General features: G+C 36.4%; 20 protein-coding genes. All 20 read right to left on the reverse strand.

Annotation, left to right across the window (positions count from 1 at the left end; genetic code table 11):
* Positions 1-9 precede the first annotated feature (9 nt).
* Positions 10-666, reverse strand: a complete 657-nt coding sequence (locus tag UB51_RS11470; protein WP_044877405.1) for a hypothetical protein — start codon at positions 664-666, stop codon at positions 10-12.
* 759 nt (positions 667-1,425) lie between these two features.
* A complete protein-coding gene (locus tag UB51_RS11480) occupies positions 1,426-1,956 on the reverse strand; it encodes a hypothetical protein (protein WP_044877407.1) in 531 nt (176 codons plus the stop codon).
* 485 nt (positions 1,957-2,441) lie between these two features.
* Complete coding sequence (locus UB51_RS11485) at positions 2,442-3,023, reverse strand: P-loop NTPase family protein (protein WP_234405612.1); 582 nt, start codon at positions 3,021-3,023, stop codon at positions 2,442-2,444.
* A 184-nt stretch (positions 3,024-3,207) separates the two neighbouring features.
* Entirely contained in the window at positions 3,208-3,729 is a 522-nt protein-coding gene (locus UB51_RS11490) for a DNA topology modulation protein (RefSeq protein ID WP_044880075.1), read from the reverse strand.
* Between the two features lie 795 nt (positions 3,730-4,524).
* Positions 4,525-5,253 carry a creatininase family protein gene (locus tag UB51_RS11500; RefSeq protein WP_199925006.1) on the reverse strand — a complete coding sequence of 243 codons (729 nt, stop codon included), beginning with the start codon at positions 5,251-5,253 and terminating at the stop codon, positions 4,525-4,527.
* A 249-nt stretch (positions 5,254-5,502) separates the two neighbouring features.
* Positions 5,503-5,949 carry a hypothetical protein gene (locus UB51_RS11505; protein WP_044877409.1) on the reverse strand — a complete coding sequence of 149 codons (447 nt, stop codon included), beginning with the start codon at positions 5,947-5,949 and terminating at the stop codon, positions 5,503-5,505.
* Positions 5,950-6,170: 221 nt separating this feature from the next.
* On the reverse strand, positions 6,171-6,644 hold the full coding sequence (locus UB51_RS11510) for a hypothetical protein (RefSeq protein ID WP_044877410.1): 474 nt from the start codon (positions 6,642-6,644) through the stop codon (positions 6,171-6,173).
* 243 nt (positions 6,645-6,887) lie between these two features.
* Positions 6,888-7,427, reverse strand: coding sequence for a GNAT family N-acetyltransferase (locus tag UB51_RS11515; RefSeq protein ID WP_044877411.1), 540 nt, complete (start codon positions 7,425-7,427; stop codon positions 6,888-6,890).
* A gap of 578 nt (positions 7,428-8,005) precedes the next feature.
* Positions 8,006-8,224, reverse strand: coding sequence for a hypothetical protein (locus tag UB51_RS11525; protein ID WP_044877413.1), 219 nt, complete (start codon positions 8,222-8,224; stop codon positions 8,006-8,008).
* Positions 8,225-8,408: 184 nt separating this feature from the next.
* On the reverse strand, positions 8,409-9,200 hold the full coding sequence (locus UB51_RS11530; RefSeq protein ID WP_044877414.1) for an aminoglycoside adenylyltransferase domain-containing protein: 792 nt from the start codon (positions 9,198-9,200) through the stop codon (positions 8,409-8,411).
* 188 nt (positions 9,201-9,388) lie between these two features.
* Positions 9,389-9,742: an acylphosphatase gene (locus UB51_RS11535; RefSeq protein WP_052675885.1), complete on the reverse strand. Its 354-nt coding sequence runs from the start codon at positions 9,740-9,742 to the stop codon at positions 9,389-9,391.
* 357 nt (positions 9,743-10,099) lie between these two features.
* Positions 10,100-10,897, reverse strand: coding sequence for an aminoglycoside phosphotransferase family protein (locus tag UB51_RS11540; protein WP_044877415.1), 798 nt, complete (start codon positions 10,895-10,897; stop codon positions 10,100-10,102).
* A gap of 258 nt (positions 10,898-11,155) precedes the next feature.
* Positions 11,156-11,536, reverse strand: coding sequence for a VOC family protein (locus tag UB51_RS11545; protein ID WP_044877416.1), 381 nt, complete (start codon positions 11,534-11,536; stop codon positions 11,156-11,158).
* A 272-nt stretch (positions 11,537-11,808) separates the two neighbouring features.
* Entirely contained in the window at positions 11,809-12,237 is a 429-nt protein-coding gene (locus UB51_RS11550; protein ID WP_324607766.1) for an NUDIX hydrolase, read from the reverse strand.
* Between the two features lie 226 nt (positions 12,238-12,463).
* Positions 12,464-12,847 carry a VOC family protein gene (locus UB51_RS11555; protein ID WP_044877418.1) on the reverse strand — a complete coding sequence of 128 codons (384 nt, stop codon included), beginning with the start codon at positions 12,845-12,847 and terminating at the stop codon, positions 12,464-12,466.
* Positions 12,848-13,107: 260 nt separating this feature from the next.
* Positions 13,108-13,371, reverse strand: coding sequence for a hypothetical protein (locus tag UB51_RS11560; RefSeq protein ID WP_144407006.1), 264 nt, complete (start codon positions 13,369-13,371; stop codon positions 13,108-13,110).
* A gap of 13 nt (positions 13,372-13,384) precedes the next feature.
* A complete protein-coding gene (locus tag UB51_RS11565) occupies positions 13,385-13,576 on the reverse strand; it encodes a hypothetical protein (RefSeq protein WP_044877420.1) in 192 nt (63 codons plus the stop codon).
* A 287-nt stretch (positions 13,577-13,863) separates the two neighbouring features.
* Positions 13,864-15,360 (reverse strand): serine hydrolase domain-containing protein, encoded by a 1,497-nt coding sequence (locus UB51_RS11570; RefSeq protein ID WP_044877421.1) that lies wholly within the window; start codon positions 15,358-15,360, stop codon positions 13,864-13,866.
* A gap of 490 nt (positions 15,361-15,850) precedes the next feature.
* Complete coding sequence (locus UB51_RS11575; protein WP_044877422.1) at positions 15,851-16,120, reverse strand: type II toxin-antitoxin system RelE family toxin; 270 nt, start codon at positions 16,118-16,120, stop codon at positions 15,851-15,853.
* Positions 16,104-16,328, reverse strand: a complete 225-nt coding sequence (locus UB51_RS11580; protein WP_044877423.1) for a hypothetical protein — start codon at positions 16,326-16,328, stop codon at positions 16,104-16,106. The genes UB51_RS11575 and UB51_RS11580 overlap by 17 nt, the downstream gene beginning before the upstream one ends.
* Positions 16,329-16,579 lie beyond the last annotated feature (251 nt).

Below are 16,579 nucleotides of genomic sequence, written 5' to 3' on the forward strand. Positions count from 1 at the left end.
TTCGATAATCTATACAAGAGTCCTTGCAATAAATCCATATTCCTTTGTTTTCAGGTTAATTATCCTTGTTCTTAAATCGTTCTTAGCAATGAAAATTGGCTCTCCAACTCTATCAATACAATAAGCTATTGGTATTGAAATACCGCAGTTTCTATATGAGCCATCTGCATGACTTGTACCCAGTATCATCGTATTATATTTAACTGCGATTCTCTTGGCCTCAGAAATCCACTCATCAAATTGTTCTTCACTGAACATTCCTACACCTATCGGATGTGCAATATAAGTTAAACTTGTATCATATTCTTCTAATCCAAGTAATCCTTGCAATAATTCTACACATAACAAATAGCCGATCTTAGATCCATTAACCTCAACTGCAGAAGGAGTATATAAACGAACATTCATGGGTGACTTTGCACGTTCTAAAATGATCTCGCCATACTGATTAATTATTAATGCTCTATCCTTGTTGTTATCTCTATAGCCTGTAATTATCATTTTCTTATATTTATTTGCTAACGCACATGCTCTAACTACATTATCTTTATCTGTGATGTAACCCTCAGGAAATAACACTGTATCAAAATTATAATCTAAAGCTAGTTCAGTTTGGAGTTGTTCAAGATTTCCTTCATGGTTTGGCTGAGAGATAAGGATCTTCATAAATTGTTCCCTCTTTCCAATAAATTTTTGCGGGGATTTCTTATAACGTTTGGCATTCCTGACGTTCAAGCAGCTTATCTGACCAAAGGGAACGGGTCGTCAGGCTTAGTTGATTGAGTGTATCGCCTGAATAACCCCATGAAAATCCTTCTTGGCGATCAAGGGCAATGCCCGCAGTAGGAATGTGGTGTTAAGCGAAGTTCTTGGCTTCATGAAATACATAACAATAATGTTTCACGATATTCTTTTACATTTTATTATTACAATTTCTTTTGAGTTTTTCTGTTAATAATCCTTCTAGTCAAATAAAATGAAAGTCCTATTGATATCAAAAGTGTTAGCAGGCTCTTTAAATAGACATCTGAAATCATTGATGAAATTACCGCGCTAACAAACACTTGAATAATAATTAATAAAACAATAAAAACCGCTACAGGATAGAGAATTTTCTTGATGTTCAACATACTAATTTTTCCTCCTCAAAAAATCCCTCAAATTGATTAGATTTAAAATAATTCTTTAATAATTAAGCATTAATAAATAATGTCCTTAGAGATGATCCATTGTACTTTCAAGAATTTCGCTTAACGTTTCCGCATTCACGACGTTCAAGCGGCTTAAGGCACGTAGTGCCGGGTGGCTCTGCCACTTAGCCGGTTGAATGTGTCCGATGAACCTGCCTCCCCGAAATGCCTCTTCCGGCCAAGGGCCGAGTTGGTCCCGACCTTCTTTGAATTACTTATAAATAGCATTAGCTCATTAACTTCCATTATTACAAAGTATACAACCATGACATGACAAGTAAATATCATGTTTCTCGCATTTGGGGTATCCTATTGGTATTGTTGACCTATCATCATCTTCTTCGATTTCCGACCATTCTAAGTAAATATTTAAGTCAATACTTTCTTTATCAAAGGCATTTATCATTAACCGAAATTGATTTAAACATTCAATTATTCGTTCTTTATGTGGTTCATAGCTTAATCGTTCCCATCCTAAGCCATCCATTGCTCCAGAAATAGTTCTCATCATAAATTTTCTTTCTCTATCAAAAGTATCTAATGTCCATGGCATATCATCTATTTGGAAACCAACTGTTCCTATGCCTACTACAGATTGATCCCGTTGTGCTAACCATATTATTATTTCTTTTTCTCGATTTGTATTAGCTAAAATTGATCCACTCATAGCTAGGACTTCAATAAAAACCGAAGTTAACCCATTAGACATGTGTAATGCTTCAACTAAATGATCTGAATCATTTGGCATTGAAATCTGGTTTCCCATATTTTTGTTCCTTTCATTTTTGTATAATCGGTAATTTCCTCTAACGTTGTCGTGTTCACAACGCCTCACCACCTTAAGGCACGTAGGGATGGCCGCGATGCGGTTAGGTCGTAAAGGTGTGTCCCGGCGATCACTTCCTCGAATCTACTTCCGGGACTGAGGGGGCTTGTCCCCCGAGCCAGTCGGGTATTCTCAGTTCATACCCGACTGGCTCGGGGATGGACTTTTTCTTTATACTGGAGAAAACACTGGGCTGAAAAACGCATGCATTGTTGGGACCTAGATTCCGTCGCATAAAGTGTTATATGCCCTCGCCTTTTGTTCATACCCCGATTCAGCTGGTTGGGTCTCTGAACCCGTATCACGGTGCCAACCTGTGGAGATCAAAATATAAAACTCACTCTCATGGGTTAGTTTATTTGAGTGCGTCTATCTTTTTCCTATTAAAATATTATTATTGATGGGATTGACTTTGATTAGCTGGTTTATGTGATGCCATTGCCATCTTGAATTACCTTCAAATTATCTTGTATATGATTTATTACATCTCTTGAAGTTTTCATTTCCAATCTCTTATAAGTATACTCATTTGTGATGTCCAATACCTCTTTCTGATTGTATCCGTGGTTCCATTTAATCAACATCTTTATTAAATTCTTGAAAGACTGCTTGTAATTCCACTGCTCTATGCCTATTCTTGACTTAATAAATCTCCTAATAATTCTGTAATCCCTTATATATACATTAGGATTTAAAATATATATGAAATCTGCCTTTATAAAACTTTCGTTTGTCCATTTGTATTGAACTCCCTCAATAATCCATGACTCAGAGTTAACTATTCTATTAAATTCTACATCTCTTATAGCCTCAGGAAATCTTAGATTTTCTATAGTTCTGTCCCAAATCATATTATCAAGTTCATAATATGGTATCCCAAACATCTTAGAAATTTCCTTACCTAAATATGACTTTCCACTTCCACAGGAACCAATAATACGTATCTTAATATTCTTCATCTCCCTGAGATGGGTTTCATTATCTTTTTTATCTTGCAATGATTTCACATAACGTTCGCACACTCCTGACGTTCAAGCGGCTTAAGTGACCACAGGGAACGAGTCGTCAAACTTAGCCGGTTGGATGTGTCGCCTAATTCCACTTCTCTGAATTCCGTCTTTGGCGACCAAGGGCGAATGCCCGATGCAGGAATGTAATGTTAGAAGATGTCGTCGACTTCCTGAGTTACTTTCAAATATGTCTCTTCTCTTCTAGTCTTTCTATTAATTCATTTACCTGTTTTCTTGTTTTTACAATAATTACTTGTTGATGTTCTTTTATCTGATCAAGTTTCTTTATTGTGTTCATTCGACTTCTTCTTCTATAATTCCAAACCCATTTAATAAATTCCCAATCTAATTTTTCTGGACATTCTTCATTCATATCAGGTCTAGTTTTCTTATGATACATAATTCGCCGTTTAATAATTCGATAAATACACAGAAATCTTGGCATGTCCAAAAAAATGATTAAATCCGCTTTCTTAATCCTGATATCCATAGTCCTTGAATAGTTACCATCAATTATCCAATGATCTTCGTTAGTAAATTGTTCAACGATCTTATCCCACTCTTCATTTGTTTTAGGAACCCAATTGGGATTCCAAAAATAAGTATCCAAATGTATGACTGGAATATCTAGTATGTTACTAAGCCTTTGAGATAAGGTAGATTTGCCCGATCCACCTGACCCAATAACCAATATTCGCTTCATATTTTTTCCTTTCATTATGTTCTACGACGATTTCACCTAACGTTGTCGTATTCGCGACGTCCATTCCCCCTAGATAGCTCTTATCTTAGGGGAATGGATGTGTCTGCCCGATGAATCCTCTTTGAAATGCTCCTGGCAGACCAAGGGCAGAATGACCCGCAGCACGAATATTGTGTTATGTAAAGTTATTGGCCCTCTATAAATTTCTTACAAATCCTGTTTAGTTCTAACGTTTTGTCGCCTTAACCATGCTTTTAACGTATTTCTATGAGTCTCTTTTTCTTTGCCTTTGAAATCAAATCTTATTATTCGTTGAGACCAGCGTTTCTTATTGGTTTCAACGAATAATAAGATTTATTTATTTTAGTGGATTTTATTTCATTAACATCGAGAGGTAAACCATCAATTAACAAATTATTTTCTCCGATAATTATTATACGTTTCTTCCTTATTTCTTTAATCATAAATATTCCAACTGCAATGATTATTACTATAACGAAATACACTTCTTTCGTCCTAAATCATTAATCAATATTGAAAGAATCATCATCAAACTAAAAAATGACGAGTATTTGGCACCCAAATACGGTAGGCTAATTTGATATTCATTGTCACTTATATTTTCTTCCATATTCTTCCTCCCTCAATAATTTCACATAACGTTGTTGGATTCACGAACCCAAGGGTTGTCTACCAGCTCTCGCTTCCTCGCTTTAGCGTCTGGTAGACTCAGGAGCGTTAGGACGCTGCGTGAATCCGGTGTTATGCGAGGGAACTTGACTTCTGCTTAAACGATCAAAGTTCATTTAGAATTTTAATCACTTGATTTAACGTTTCGTCCCATAGTTTTTCCCCTAGTTCTTTAGATGCCTTTGTCGGATCTCCAATAACACCAGTCTTGGAGTAACCTGTAAAATCCAATAAAGGATCATTCCAATCCGGTTCGCTACTCATTGGATTAGAGATCAATTCAGGTTTTATACTGTCTGGTCTTTTATATAATCCAATCGAAGTAGTAAAGCTATCCGCATGTCCGCCGGGAAATTCAGGATCCTCAAACTTACACCACACGTTATAAAAGGGATGTCCCGGATTAAAAATCTGAATAGAACTATTAGAAGTTTCGTTCATTTCAGTAATCAGGTGATCCATATTGTGACCCCCGCAGCCTCTCCAAATCACAAATTTTTTAAATCCCTGTTCGATCATAGAATTTAAAATGGACTTAATCACTCCTTCAAAAATGTTTTGTGGTAGATTTATGTATCCTGCTCCATAATTCTTATGTTCCGGCGTGGGCCCGAAGGGTAAGGTAGGAAGCACCAATGCTTTAAAATTAGATAGACGATATGCCTCTTGCGCTGCTTCAACCATTAATGTTTCAGCAAACCATGTATCAAAATCAACAGTTGTATGCGGTCCTTGCTGTTCTGTGCATCCCGTTGGTATGATAATCGTATATTCTTGTTCTGCCTTTTCTTTGATTTCCAGGTAGGTTAAATGACCATAACGAACTTCCATCATCTCTTTAATACACTCCTTTTAATTGATATACGTCTTAAGTTCTTTCTCATAACGTTTCCGTGTTCACGACCTCCCACCGACTTAAGGCTCCGTTAAGAGCCGGCCGCGGATGTAGTTAGTCGGTGCGGATGTGTCCGCTGAATCTTCTTCTCTGCCAATTACTTCTCGCGGACAGAGGGCCGTAAGGCCCGAAGCGTGAATATGATGTTATATGATGGATGTGTCCTCGTCGAATTACAGTAATCTTTCTTAATCCTTTACATTAAAAAACGTGTCATTAGTTATTTTAATTAATTTATCCGTAGCCTCCTTACTTGTTGGATCCTGAACTAGAACAAAAAATATTTCTCTCAACTCATCTATTCGTGATAAGACTTTGTCTTTCGATCTCTCTTCTCTCAAAGAAATATATAGATTGTTTAAAGTAATATCTAAATTATCGTTATTATCTTCAAAAGAAGTTAGCTCAGATAAAGAAGCTACATTGGATACACTTGCTAATATTGATCTATAGGTATAATCGTTTACTTTCATACTTAAGCTGCTGAGAACATTACTTAATTGATACTTGAATGTATTATCTATATTATCCTGTAAATTCTGTGTCGCTCTATTGGACTCATAAGATTTGTAACCAGTTATTAATAGAAGCAGAATTAGTAGTAGTGTCAAATACTTGCTTATACTTATCTTCATTTTTTGACTCCCTATTTGTTGTTTACACATCTTTCATATAAGGTTTGGCATTCCTGACGTTCAAACAGCTTAAGTGACCAGGAACGGGTCGTCAGACTTAGCTGGTTGAATGTATCGCCTGAATTCACTTCTCTGATATCCCTCCCGATCAGGGCGAATGCCCGCAGTAGGAATGCTGTGTTATATGATGTATCTGCCTTCTTGAACTGCTGTCATAATGTCTATATACTGTTATAATAAATGTTTTTTATGTATTTTTGATTCCCATAACGGATCTCTTTTGGATAATCTTCGCTGCTGATCTCCGACTTCAGTAAATCATCATAACTCTCTTTTGTTTTACTTTTAATCTCTGCCCTAGAGTGAATATTATATAGTATATTCCTTATCTGCTTATCATATTTAATTTCACAACGGACTCCTAATTTCACCATGTTATGCTGATCGGTAAAGTCGTTAAACAAATCTATTAATATAAAACTATCCTTATCATCTTTCTTAAAAAATACAAAAACATCTCCCTTTCCTGCTCTAAATGGTCCTTCGGCATATGATAAATATTGGTTATATAATTCCATCATATTAAAACTTATATTTAGTTGTCTCATTAATTCTTCTAAATTCAATACCTCGTCCGAATCATCTATCAAATCAAAAAACGGTAGATAAAAAGAAAACTCAATATATCTCTTCATTCTTAATTCCTTTCATTATTACATAAAGTCAATTATTGCAGATATGTCATATAACGTTTCCGCATTCCTGACGTTCAAGCGGCAAAGGGAACGGGTCGTTAGACTTAGCCGGTTGAATGTGTCGCCTGAATTTACTTCTTCGATATCCCTCTTGGCGACCAAGGAGCGCCAGCGACGATGTAGGAATGTAATGTTATAGGATGTCAGTTCCTTCTTTAAGTATCTTACAAACTCATGAATCCTTTATTTTATTTGTACCCATTCCCGTTCAAGCACTGAGTAGATTGATTCATTACACCATTTATTATTGCAATATCTAACCTCTCTGAGTATACCGTCCTTTATCATTCCAGCTCTTATCATTAATTTTTCCGATAAAACATTTTCAGTATTTGCGTATGCAACAACCCTATGTGCATTGAGTTCGCTGAATGCATATCCTATCATAAGTTTAGTAGCTTCGGTTTCATATCCTTTTCCCCAAAAATTAGGATGTAATGCCCAACCAATTTCCCATTCTCTAATTTCAGACCAATTCAACTTGATACTTAATCGACCAAATGGTTTCCTATCCTGCTTCAAGCAAATTGCGAGTTGGTACTTTTCACGTGGATTGTTCTTTGAATCTGAAAGCACTGTTTGAAAATCATTTTGTATTTCAATAGTATCTGGTGCACTACTTTCAAACTTGTGTGTTATTGGGTTTTCTTCCAATTCATTATAAAAAGAGAAATCACCTTCTATAAAATTTCTCAATATAATTCGTTCCCCTATGATATTCACTCCTTATCTCCTCGGTTATAATTTGGTCTGAGTACTTCTAACTTTTGACCTTTTGTATTTTTCGCTGATTTCCTATAACGTTCGCGCATTACCGACGTCCTGACGGCCTAAGGACCGAAGGTCCGGGTGGCTCTGCCACTTAGCCGGTTGGATGTGTCACCTGAATTAACTTCTACGAAACTTCTTCCTGGTGACCAAGGGAGCGTAGCGACCGCTGTGGTAATGCAATGTTAGGCGATGTATCTGCCTTCTTCGATTAGACTGTCATTACAATTACTCCTTCTTGATAATCTTCTATCTTATCAATGTTTAACCATAGAGTTTCTTCATCCCTTAATCTATGAAACCGTACGATTGTATCATCATCATGAAAAGTTAAAATTACATTGAATTTATAATGAGGAAAATCAAGTTTAAGTTTAGTTGCCCACATCTCCATTAACTTCTTAGCAAATCGTAGTCCTTCTAACGGGTACTTTCTAAAAGTCTTCGAAATATCAATCATATGTACATGACTTTCACTTGCTTCAAAACCAGTTTGATCCCCAAATTGTTTAATAATATGATCAAATTTGATCTCAGTATTTTTTTCTGAATTCTTTTTGAATTAGAATACACTCTTCTACTTCAACAAATTTAGGCCAAAAAACATCAATTAATTCAGATTGATCATGATACTTATTAACATATTTGTTTTCGATTGTTTCAAACATCTTCTTGTTTCTAATCTCCATTGAATCAGCCCCTGATGTCTTTTTATTCCTTGCAGATATTTCACCTAACGTTTCAGCATTCACGAACCCTCACTGGCTTCAGCGCGTAGCGCGGGTCGTCAGACTTAGCCGGTGCAGGGTTGTCCGCTTGAATCCGCTTCCTACGAAATTGCCTCTTGCGGCCCGAGGGCGTCAGTCCGATGCATGAATGCGGTGTTATAGGATGTCAGCGCCTTCTTCGAAATACTTACACTATTCAACTCCCTCGTCACCCATTAGTTAATGATTTTTCCTGCTTTATTTCACCTATCATGAAGTCAACGAAATCTGATAGCTGGTGGGGATCCAATTCGCTTTTATCTATATCACCGTTGTATTCTTTTAAACATTCATTTACTAGTCCCTGGTATTTTAGAGGTAATTCCTTTGCTCCCCACTCTCCACCCTCGCGCTTAGAAGATACAATTCCCTCTTTTATAAAGTACAGGACTCTGCAAAGATTTAAGGTAAGGTACATGGGTGTAAGGTACACTGGGGGATTGATTTTTATATCACGCGAAGCTCCTTCTACATCATTTAGAATTGAAGCAAGGTAAAATTGTTTATCGATTGGTTCACAAATTTCACTTAATGGCTTTCCATACAACGTTATCCCACGCTGATAGGCAACAACCATTTGTGAAGCTAAATCTTCATCTTCAAATCCTCCACAAAGATAATTCTCATCTGCACGATATTTATCCCGATGATAATCCGAATAATGAAATTCAAAGGGTGTGGGATAAACAAAAGGGGTCAGATAAGTTTCAAGTATGATGCTGAACTCTACTCCACGATCATTAGGCATTTCATCATGCAAAGATAGAGCGATATTTGCAATTCGATTATTATTTACTGGTGTCAGCTTTTCTCTTACTATAACTAAAAAGTCGATATCACTTCTTTTGGGATTAAAGCATCCCATCGCTAAAGACCCATGTAAATAAATACCTAACAAATTTTCCTTAAGTTCTTCTTTAAATGATGTAACGATTTTGTCTAAGTACACCTGAGTATTCAAATTTTTTAAACCACCTTTCCACTTCCCGTTAGTTTAAACTACTAAGAATGAATTGCCTTTGATTTTCCGTTTTACGCTGAATTCCTATAACGGTTGGGTAGTTTTTTTGGTACATAATATAAGAACCATAATAATTTCATTTTCGAACACGTGACTTTCTGGAATAAGTCGCTTAAACTATATGTGCTTTATCCCACTATTGTAAAGTTTTCCTCACCCTCACTAATAGGTAGTTCAGTTATAGTCATTTTCTTTACAGATGCCCGTTTCAATGACTGCATGCAATTGACCAAAAAATAAATTTGCGACTCTTCCCCTTGAAGTTCTGCTTCCACACTTCCATCTTTTAAATTTTTCACCCATCCCGTTAATTTCATTCTTTGAGAAATACAATATATTTCCAAGCGGAATCCTACTTTTTGTACCCTTCCAGAAAAAGTAACTTTTTTTCTGACTATAGTGCTTGATATAAATTTTGGAAACCTAATACGATTTGCATGCGAAATTACATATTCATCTCTTAATTTCTTGAAAACACTCATTCTATGTACTCCTTTTTATGACTGTTTTATTATTTCGGATTGTTGAACACAAGTAAATAGCACTCTTCAACTAAGCTACTCCGTTAGTTTAATTCAACAATGAATTTAAATAGACTTTGATTTTTTTATATTTCTTGCGCTGATTTCCTATAACGTTTCCGTGTTTACGAACCCTCACCGACTTAAGGGGCAAAGGCCTCGACGCGGTTAGTCGGTGCAGGGTTGTCCGCCTGACACAGCTCCTCTTCCGAACTCCTCTGGCAGACCAAAGAACGGCATCAGCCGGACCGCTGCGTGAATACAATGTTATAGGATGTCGGTGCCTTCAATGAGAAGCTTTCAAATTCTTTCATTCGATTAGTACCACCAGTCATTAAAATGCTGTTCAAGGAATTTAACCTCATTCACGTAATGAGCTAAATGACCTTCTTCAACTAGCCTTATAAACGCAGTGTCACCAGTTGCAGCACGGTCGGATAGTGTAGTACACATAAAATTAATACGTGAAATTACCCACTGCTTAAGATCACTTGGCACTTGGATGCCGTAAGAATTGAAAAATATCTCAATACGTCTCCTTCGCGTAGCCGCATGACTCTCTTTATTGTAATCAACAACTACTCTATCATCTTCTCCTGGAGAAAACGTTGTAAGTGGAACACATGTATACAATGTGTAAACAATATCCCAAATACGCGGCCCTGGCCCCGCCATATCAAAATCAATAATGCCTACAGGATGTTGTTCTTTAAACACAACGTTATACAATGCAACATCGTTATGACAGATAACCTCATGTAATGACGGCTCTGGATACTCATTTATTGACTGTGTAGATGTTTTAAATCCTACAGTTGCATCGTGATAGCTTCTTAAGAGTTTAGCCAGCTCGGCTAAGACCTCGTCTGACCACATATATCTATCAATTTCAGGGTAATCGTTTCCTGAAACTACGCCTTCTAGGTAAGAAAGGATTTCTCTCCCCTTCTCATCTATGCCCATGTATCTAGGAGAGTAGGGGTAGCCAACTTTTTCAAGGTGTTTAAGCAATTTATGTACAAAAGGATTTGGCTTAGCATTACGTCGGACTGTCTCTCCTACCTTAACTACGTTATTAATATTTCCTCCAGAAAGGACTTCCTCGTGTTCCGTCAATTTCCTTCCTCCTCTTGAACCAACAATATATTTCGCACTGATTTCCTCTAACGTTTGTGCATTCCTGACGTTCGAGCGGCTTAAGTGACCAAAGGGAACGGGTCGATAGACTTAGCCGATTGAATGTATCGCCTGATTCCGCTTCTTCGAGATTCTTCTTAGCGATCAAGGGCGTATGCCCGCAGTAGGAATGCGATGTTATCGGATGTTCTGGCCCTCTTCTAAACTTCTTTCACTTAATCTTTAGACTCTAACCATTTACTGTTTCTTACCGACAGCAATCCATCTTCTATCTATATCTTCAAATACAAATTCCTTATTGTTATAATCTGTTGTTGATAGAGGTCTTATGATCTTAACCACTAGCTTCTTAAAATCTTTCTCCATCTCCTCTTGATTATCTGTTATAAAATAGGCATCATATCCGTATCCATGTATCTCTCGATTAGGTACTATATATTCTTTATTTGATCTTGTTAAAACTATCTCTATTTGATCCCTATAAAGACAAATATGTGGTTCAAATGATTCAAGATAACTTACTGCTCTAAAGCCAATATGTTCATAGAATTCTGCTGTCTTGCTCATATCTGAGCTTGGGAAAATCTGAAGCAAATTAGTAAACCCTCTAGTAACCATATATCTCATCATCTCTTCTTGTAAGGTTTCAATTCTAAATAGTCATCCAAGTTAAAGAATGACTTTATAATGGGGTTGTTATTACTTTGCCTGAATTTCCGATAATGTGTGTGTGTTCCCGACGCCTACCGCCAAGTCCTCTTTCGGACTTGGGCGGTGCAGGTGTTTCTGCCTGATTCTTCTCCTAAATGCCTCGGGCAGACTCAGGATCGGTTGCGATCCGCAGTGGGAAAACGGTGTTATATGATGGGCATGCCTTCTTCGAACAACATTCAAACTCTTCCTTCATTAAAATATGTTATTTCTATATCTCTTTTTACGATTTCACTTAAACCTTCCTTATAATATGGCATTAAGTCTTCCGCTTTTTTTAAATCTATCCAGTCAATTTCCATAATTTCTTCTGGTCTAACAACTTCTTCTTGTCCACCAATGATTTCAGCTCTGAAAGTAAAAAGTAAAGCATGTTCATTTACTCTCTGAATGAAAGCTTCATTAACAGCAACAATTCCATAAACTGCAACATCCAATCCCGTTTCTTCTTTTGCTTCTCTAATTGCGGCTATTTCTAAAGTTTCATTTGCTTCAACAGCACCACCAGGAAGAGTCCAACATCCATTATCTTTATTCTTTACCATTAGAATTTTTGATTTTGTACTGTCAGTTATTAATGAGTAAACAACATCTATTCTTTTCATCATTTACCTTCTTTTTAAGTTTTTTTGCATGCCTTTCATATAACGTTTGGGTATTCGCGACATCCTACCGCCTAACTGCCGCTTGCGGCAGTTAGGCGGTAGGATGTGTCCGGTGAATCTACTTCCTCGAAATGCCCTCCCGGACCAAGGGCGCTTGCGCCCGCCACGTTGAATACGATGTTAGGTGATGTCCGGTACCTTCTAAGAGTTACTTTTAAATTCAATTATTCTAAATTGTAATTTCTATTAAATTGCCTTCTGGATTAAGAATACTACTCTCAAAATATCCATCACCAGTAAGTCTTGGTTCACTGTAAATTACATATCCATCATGTCGTAATATTTCTGTTAATTCAATAACTTCTTCTTTACTCCCTACTGAAAATGCAAAATGAACAAATCCATACGTAGCTAATTTAGCTTCATTTTCATTTAATTCCGGTTTCCTCATCAGTTCGATTCTTGTATCACCTTCAAATTTTAAAAAATATGACTCGAATTGTTTAAACTTATTTTCATATTTTTCATTAACAATTCCTTTAAAGTATTTCATATAGAATATCTTCATTTGTTCAAGATCATTTGTCCAAAGGGCAATATGTTCGATTTTCATTTAACTACCTTCTTTTTTAGTTTTTATATTATTTTACTATGTCTTTGCACCGATTTCCCTAACGTTGCGCATTCCTGACGTCCAATCGGCTTAAGGCACGGAGTGCCGGGTCGTCAGACTTAGCCAATTGAATGTGTCGCCTGTTTCCACTTCTCAGATAGACCTCTTGGCGACCACGGAGCCCTAGCGACGCAGCAGGAATGTTCAATGTTAGATGATGCCAGTGCCTTCTTCGAATCGCCTTCAAAGTGATCTTAAATTTATTGTTTAAACTTTAAATAATCTTGGATTTGTTCCATATGGTATTTGTCATGAGATATAAAAAATTCTGTTAAATAAGACTTTATAGTGAATCCCCGATTTCCCGAATAAACAACCAAAAATTTATTATCTTCCAACTCACTTACCTTAGAAACCATTATCTGACGATTTCTTATTGCTTCTACAATAATTTCTTTCTTGGTTTTTCCCTTTCCATAGCTTATGGATTGTTCATTAAATCCTAAATAATCAGGATGTTCCATTAATTCAGGAAATTTACTCTGGGACAATGTTAGGAAATGTGACGTTATTAAAATAATCATCCCATTTCATGATATGTACAACAATATCATGAATCCTCCATTTCCCTTCACTTAGAGGAGAAAACCATACTTCATCCTTTAAGTATTCTAAAGATCCTACGAATGTTAGAAACTCATTCAAATCAGAAATCAATTGTTGTTTCATGTTCTTCCCCCTGGAGAATTAGTCAGGGAAATTATACCACAATAATAGGAATGTATGTTCCATTCCATATACTTGTTCTTCTACAATTACTTGTACTTGCACTGGTTTCATCTAACGTTCTGGTATTCACGAAACGCCCCAGCCTTAGATAGCTCTTATCTTGGCTAGGTCGTTGTTGACTGAGCTTGTTCCATGATCATACATTTGTCAACCAAAGGGCGATAGTCCTGCAGGGTGAGCACGGTGTTTATCGGATGTCAGCGCCTTACTTTTCGTCTCTAATTTTTTTATAGACTTCTTCTAATTATTACTATTTTTTTAATATTAATTATAATCGATAAAATACAATTGATAGCAGCAAGACCCATCCAAATATATACTGAATACGACATCCACACCCCTATCCTATAATAATTAAAATTTAATAGATAAGGCCAGATAAATACCAATGCCAAAAACATAATTCTTAAGATAAGTCCGATACTACTTCCAATTATTTTCCTGACTCTTGTCTTTTCATCTTTAATGTTTAGTTTTATCCCTCTAACTAGTTTAATTACCTTGAGACATAAGTTAACGACTGCTATTATTACTAAGAATGAAAATATCAAATCAATTAATACATAAACGTCATCATAATTAAATTTATTCATAGGATTGCCATTCATATTCTCATATATATTATTAGCAATTAGCGATGGTGCAGTTGAATTCATATTAGCCAGTACAAATATGGCCTGCTGCTTTTCTAAATTAATAATAACCTGCGAGGAATAATTAGGATTAGCTCCAATATGACTAACAACTCTATTTTTCGTATCAATACTCCATCCGAATGAATAGTATTGATTTTCATCTTCATATCCAGCTGTTTTTATGTCGACTTGATGAGATTGTTGTATAGCATTCATTAGATTATCTGGTATATCGCCTATCCCCATTTGGGCATTAATCCAGCGTTCTAAATCCTTTAAATTAGTTACCAAATATCCTGCTGCAATATTACCATAATATCTAGGGGCATCATATTCTAAGCCCTTACCAAATAATATACGATATCCTTTGGTAAGTTTATCAGATTCCTTTTCCTGACCTGTTGAAAAATAACTGTCAGTCATTCCTAAAGGAACCAGTATATTTTCAGTTATGTAATCCTGATAACTTTTACCTGTAACTTTTTCAATAATCATCGCTAAAATATCATAATTAACGGTTGCATAATTATGTTCTGTCCCAGGATATGTATCTAATGCAATGTCTGAAATATTATGTATGGTTTTTTCAAGCAAATCCTCCGTAGTACCTTCAGGAATTAACCGAATACTCCACGGCGGAATTCCACTTGTATGAGCTAACAACTGATTAATAGTAATATTACCCTTCTCACCCTTAAAGGTTGGCTCAAACGAAGGAAGATAATCTGAAATAGAATCTGAGTAAGATAAGTATCCCTCATCTTCTAATAAAATCATGGCCAAAGCCGTAAACGCCTTGGTAGTCGATCCCAATTCAAACAATGATTCTTCAGTAACCATCTTCTTGTTATTAACATCTGCATATCCGTAATTCTTATATTCTGTCTCGCCCTGCTTCGACAATACCACAGCTACTCCTGGAGTTGCTGATTTGGACATTATGGTTTCCACCATATCATCCGCATTATCATAATTTCCTGTCCTTAACAAAGTTCCAAGTTCATCCCAACAAACAACAGTAGTAATTATCACGATAAGCAGGATGACACATGCTATTGATGAACCTGTTTTACTTAGTATTTTCTTCATTGTAATTCTCCCTTTTGTAAGTCTTCTAAAATATTATACACCATCCATAATTACCTGCTTGGTGCCTTTATGGCCTAGAAAGCGAAGTTCTTGAAGCCATTTAATTCTTTAAGATTCTCTGAGTCTATGCCGTATAATTCAGCAGCTTTCATTAAAATATCACGATTAAAGAGAGATATAATTTCCTTATCCATATTATCCTCACTTGGTTCTGTAAGTTTTCAGATAATTTATTTTTTTGCGCTGATTTCCGATAACGTTTCCGCATTTCTGACGTTCAAGCGGCTTAAGGCACAAAGTGCCGGGTCGTCAGACTTAGCCGATTGGATGTGTCACCTGATTCCACTTCTCTGGCATACCTCTTGGCGACCAAGGAGCGTCAGCGACGAAGCAGGAATGTAATGTTATAAGATGTTGACGTCTTCTTGAGCATCTCACATAATCTTCTTCAAACAAAAAATAGCCCTAACTTTATTGCAGGGCTCTGATGTCATTTATATATGTCTCCTCTAGGTCCTATACGAACTACAAAAATGATTAATTCATTATTGAGAACCTCATAGATTATTCGATAATTCCCCACCCGTAATCTATAGATATTGCCTTCTTTACCTTTCATTCTCTTCGTATTCGGGTTATTAAATGGGTCATTACATAATTGCTCAAGGGCTATAAAGATTCTTCTTGCTATAGTTCGATCTATTTTCCCTAGGACCTTTTCTGCTTCACTTGAAAATGTGGTTTTATATTTCAAGTTCACGTTTTAGGTCCTCCAAGGATTTAGTCTGACCATTTTGAAACTCCAGTCGCCCCTGTTCTATTGCCTGAATATCTTCTAACGTCAAACAGTCATCGTCTTCATCAAACTGTTTCTCAAGTAACCATGATAAAAAACTCTTTGCGACAACCTTATTCTTGTCATTTAAGTTACCTAATATGTTTTCCAGTTCATCATTCGGGACACTCATCAACTGTCCCCCCCTTTTCTTTAATCAATCTTATTATACGCCAATATATAAGGATGCTCCAGACATTGCTTCTTTTATACTACATCGAAGTAGTAGCCTTCATAAATCCTCTCTCTCACGCCAATTTCTTATAACGTATTTGTATCTACGAATCCGAAAGGCTTAAAGGAGCGTCAGCGACCGGGTCCGACGGACTTAGCCTTGCAGGGTTGTGAGCTGAAACCACTCCTTCGCTTACTGCTTCTTGCGAA

The organism is Paenibacillus sp. IHBB 10380, assembly GCF_000949425.1.
GTDB lineage: Bacteria > Bacillota > Bacilli > Paenibacillales > Paenibacillaceae > Paenibacillus_AQ.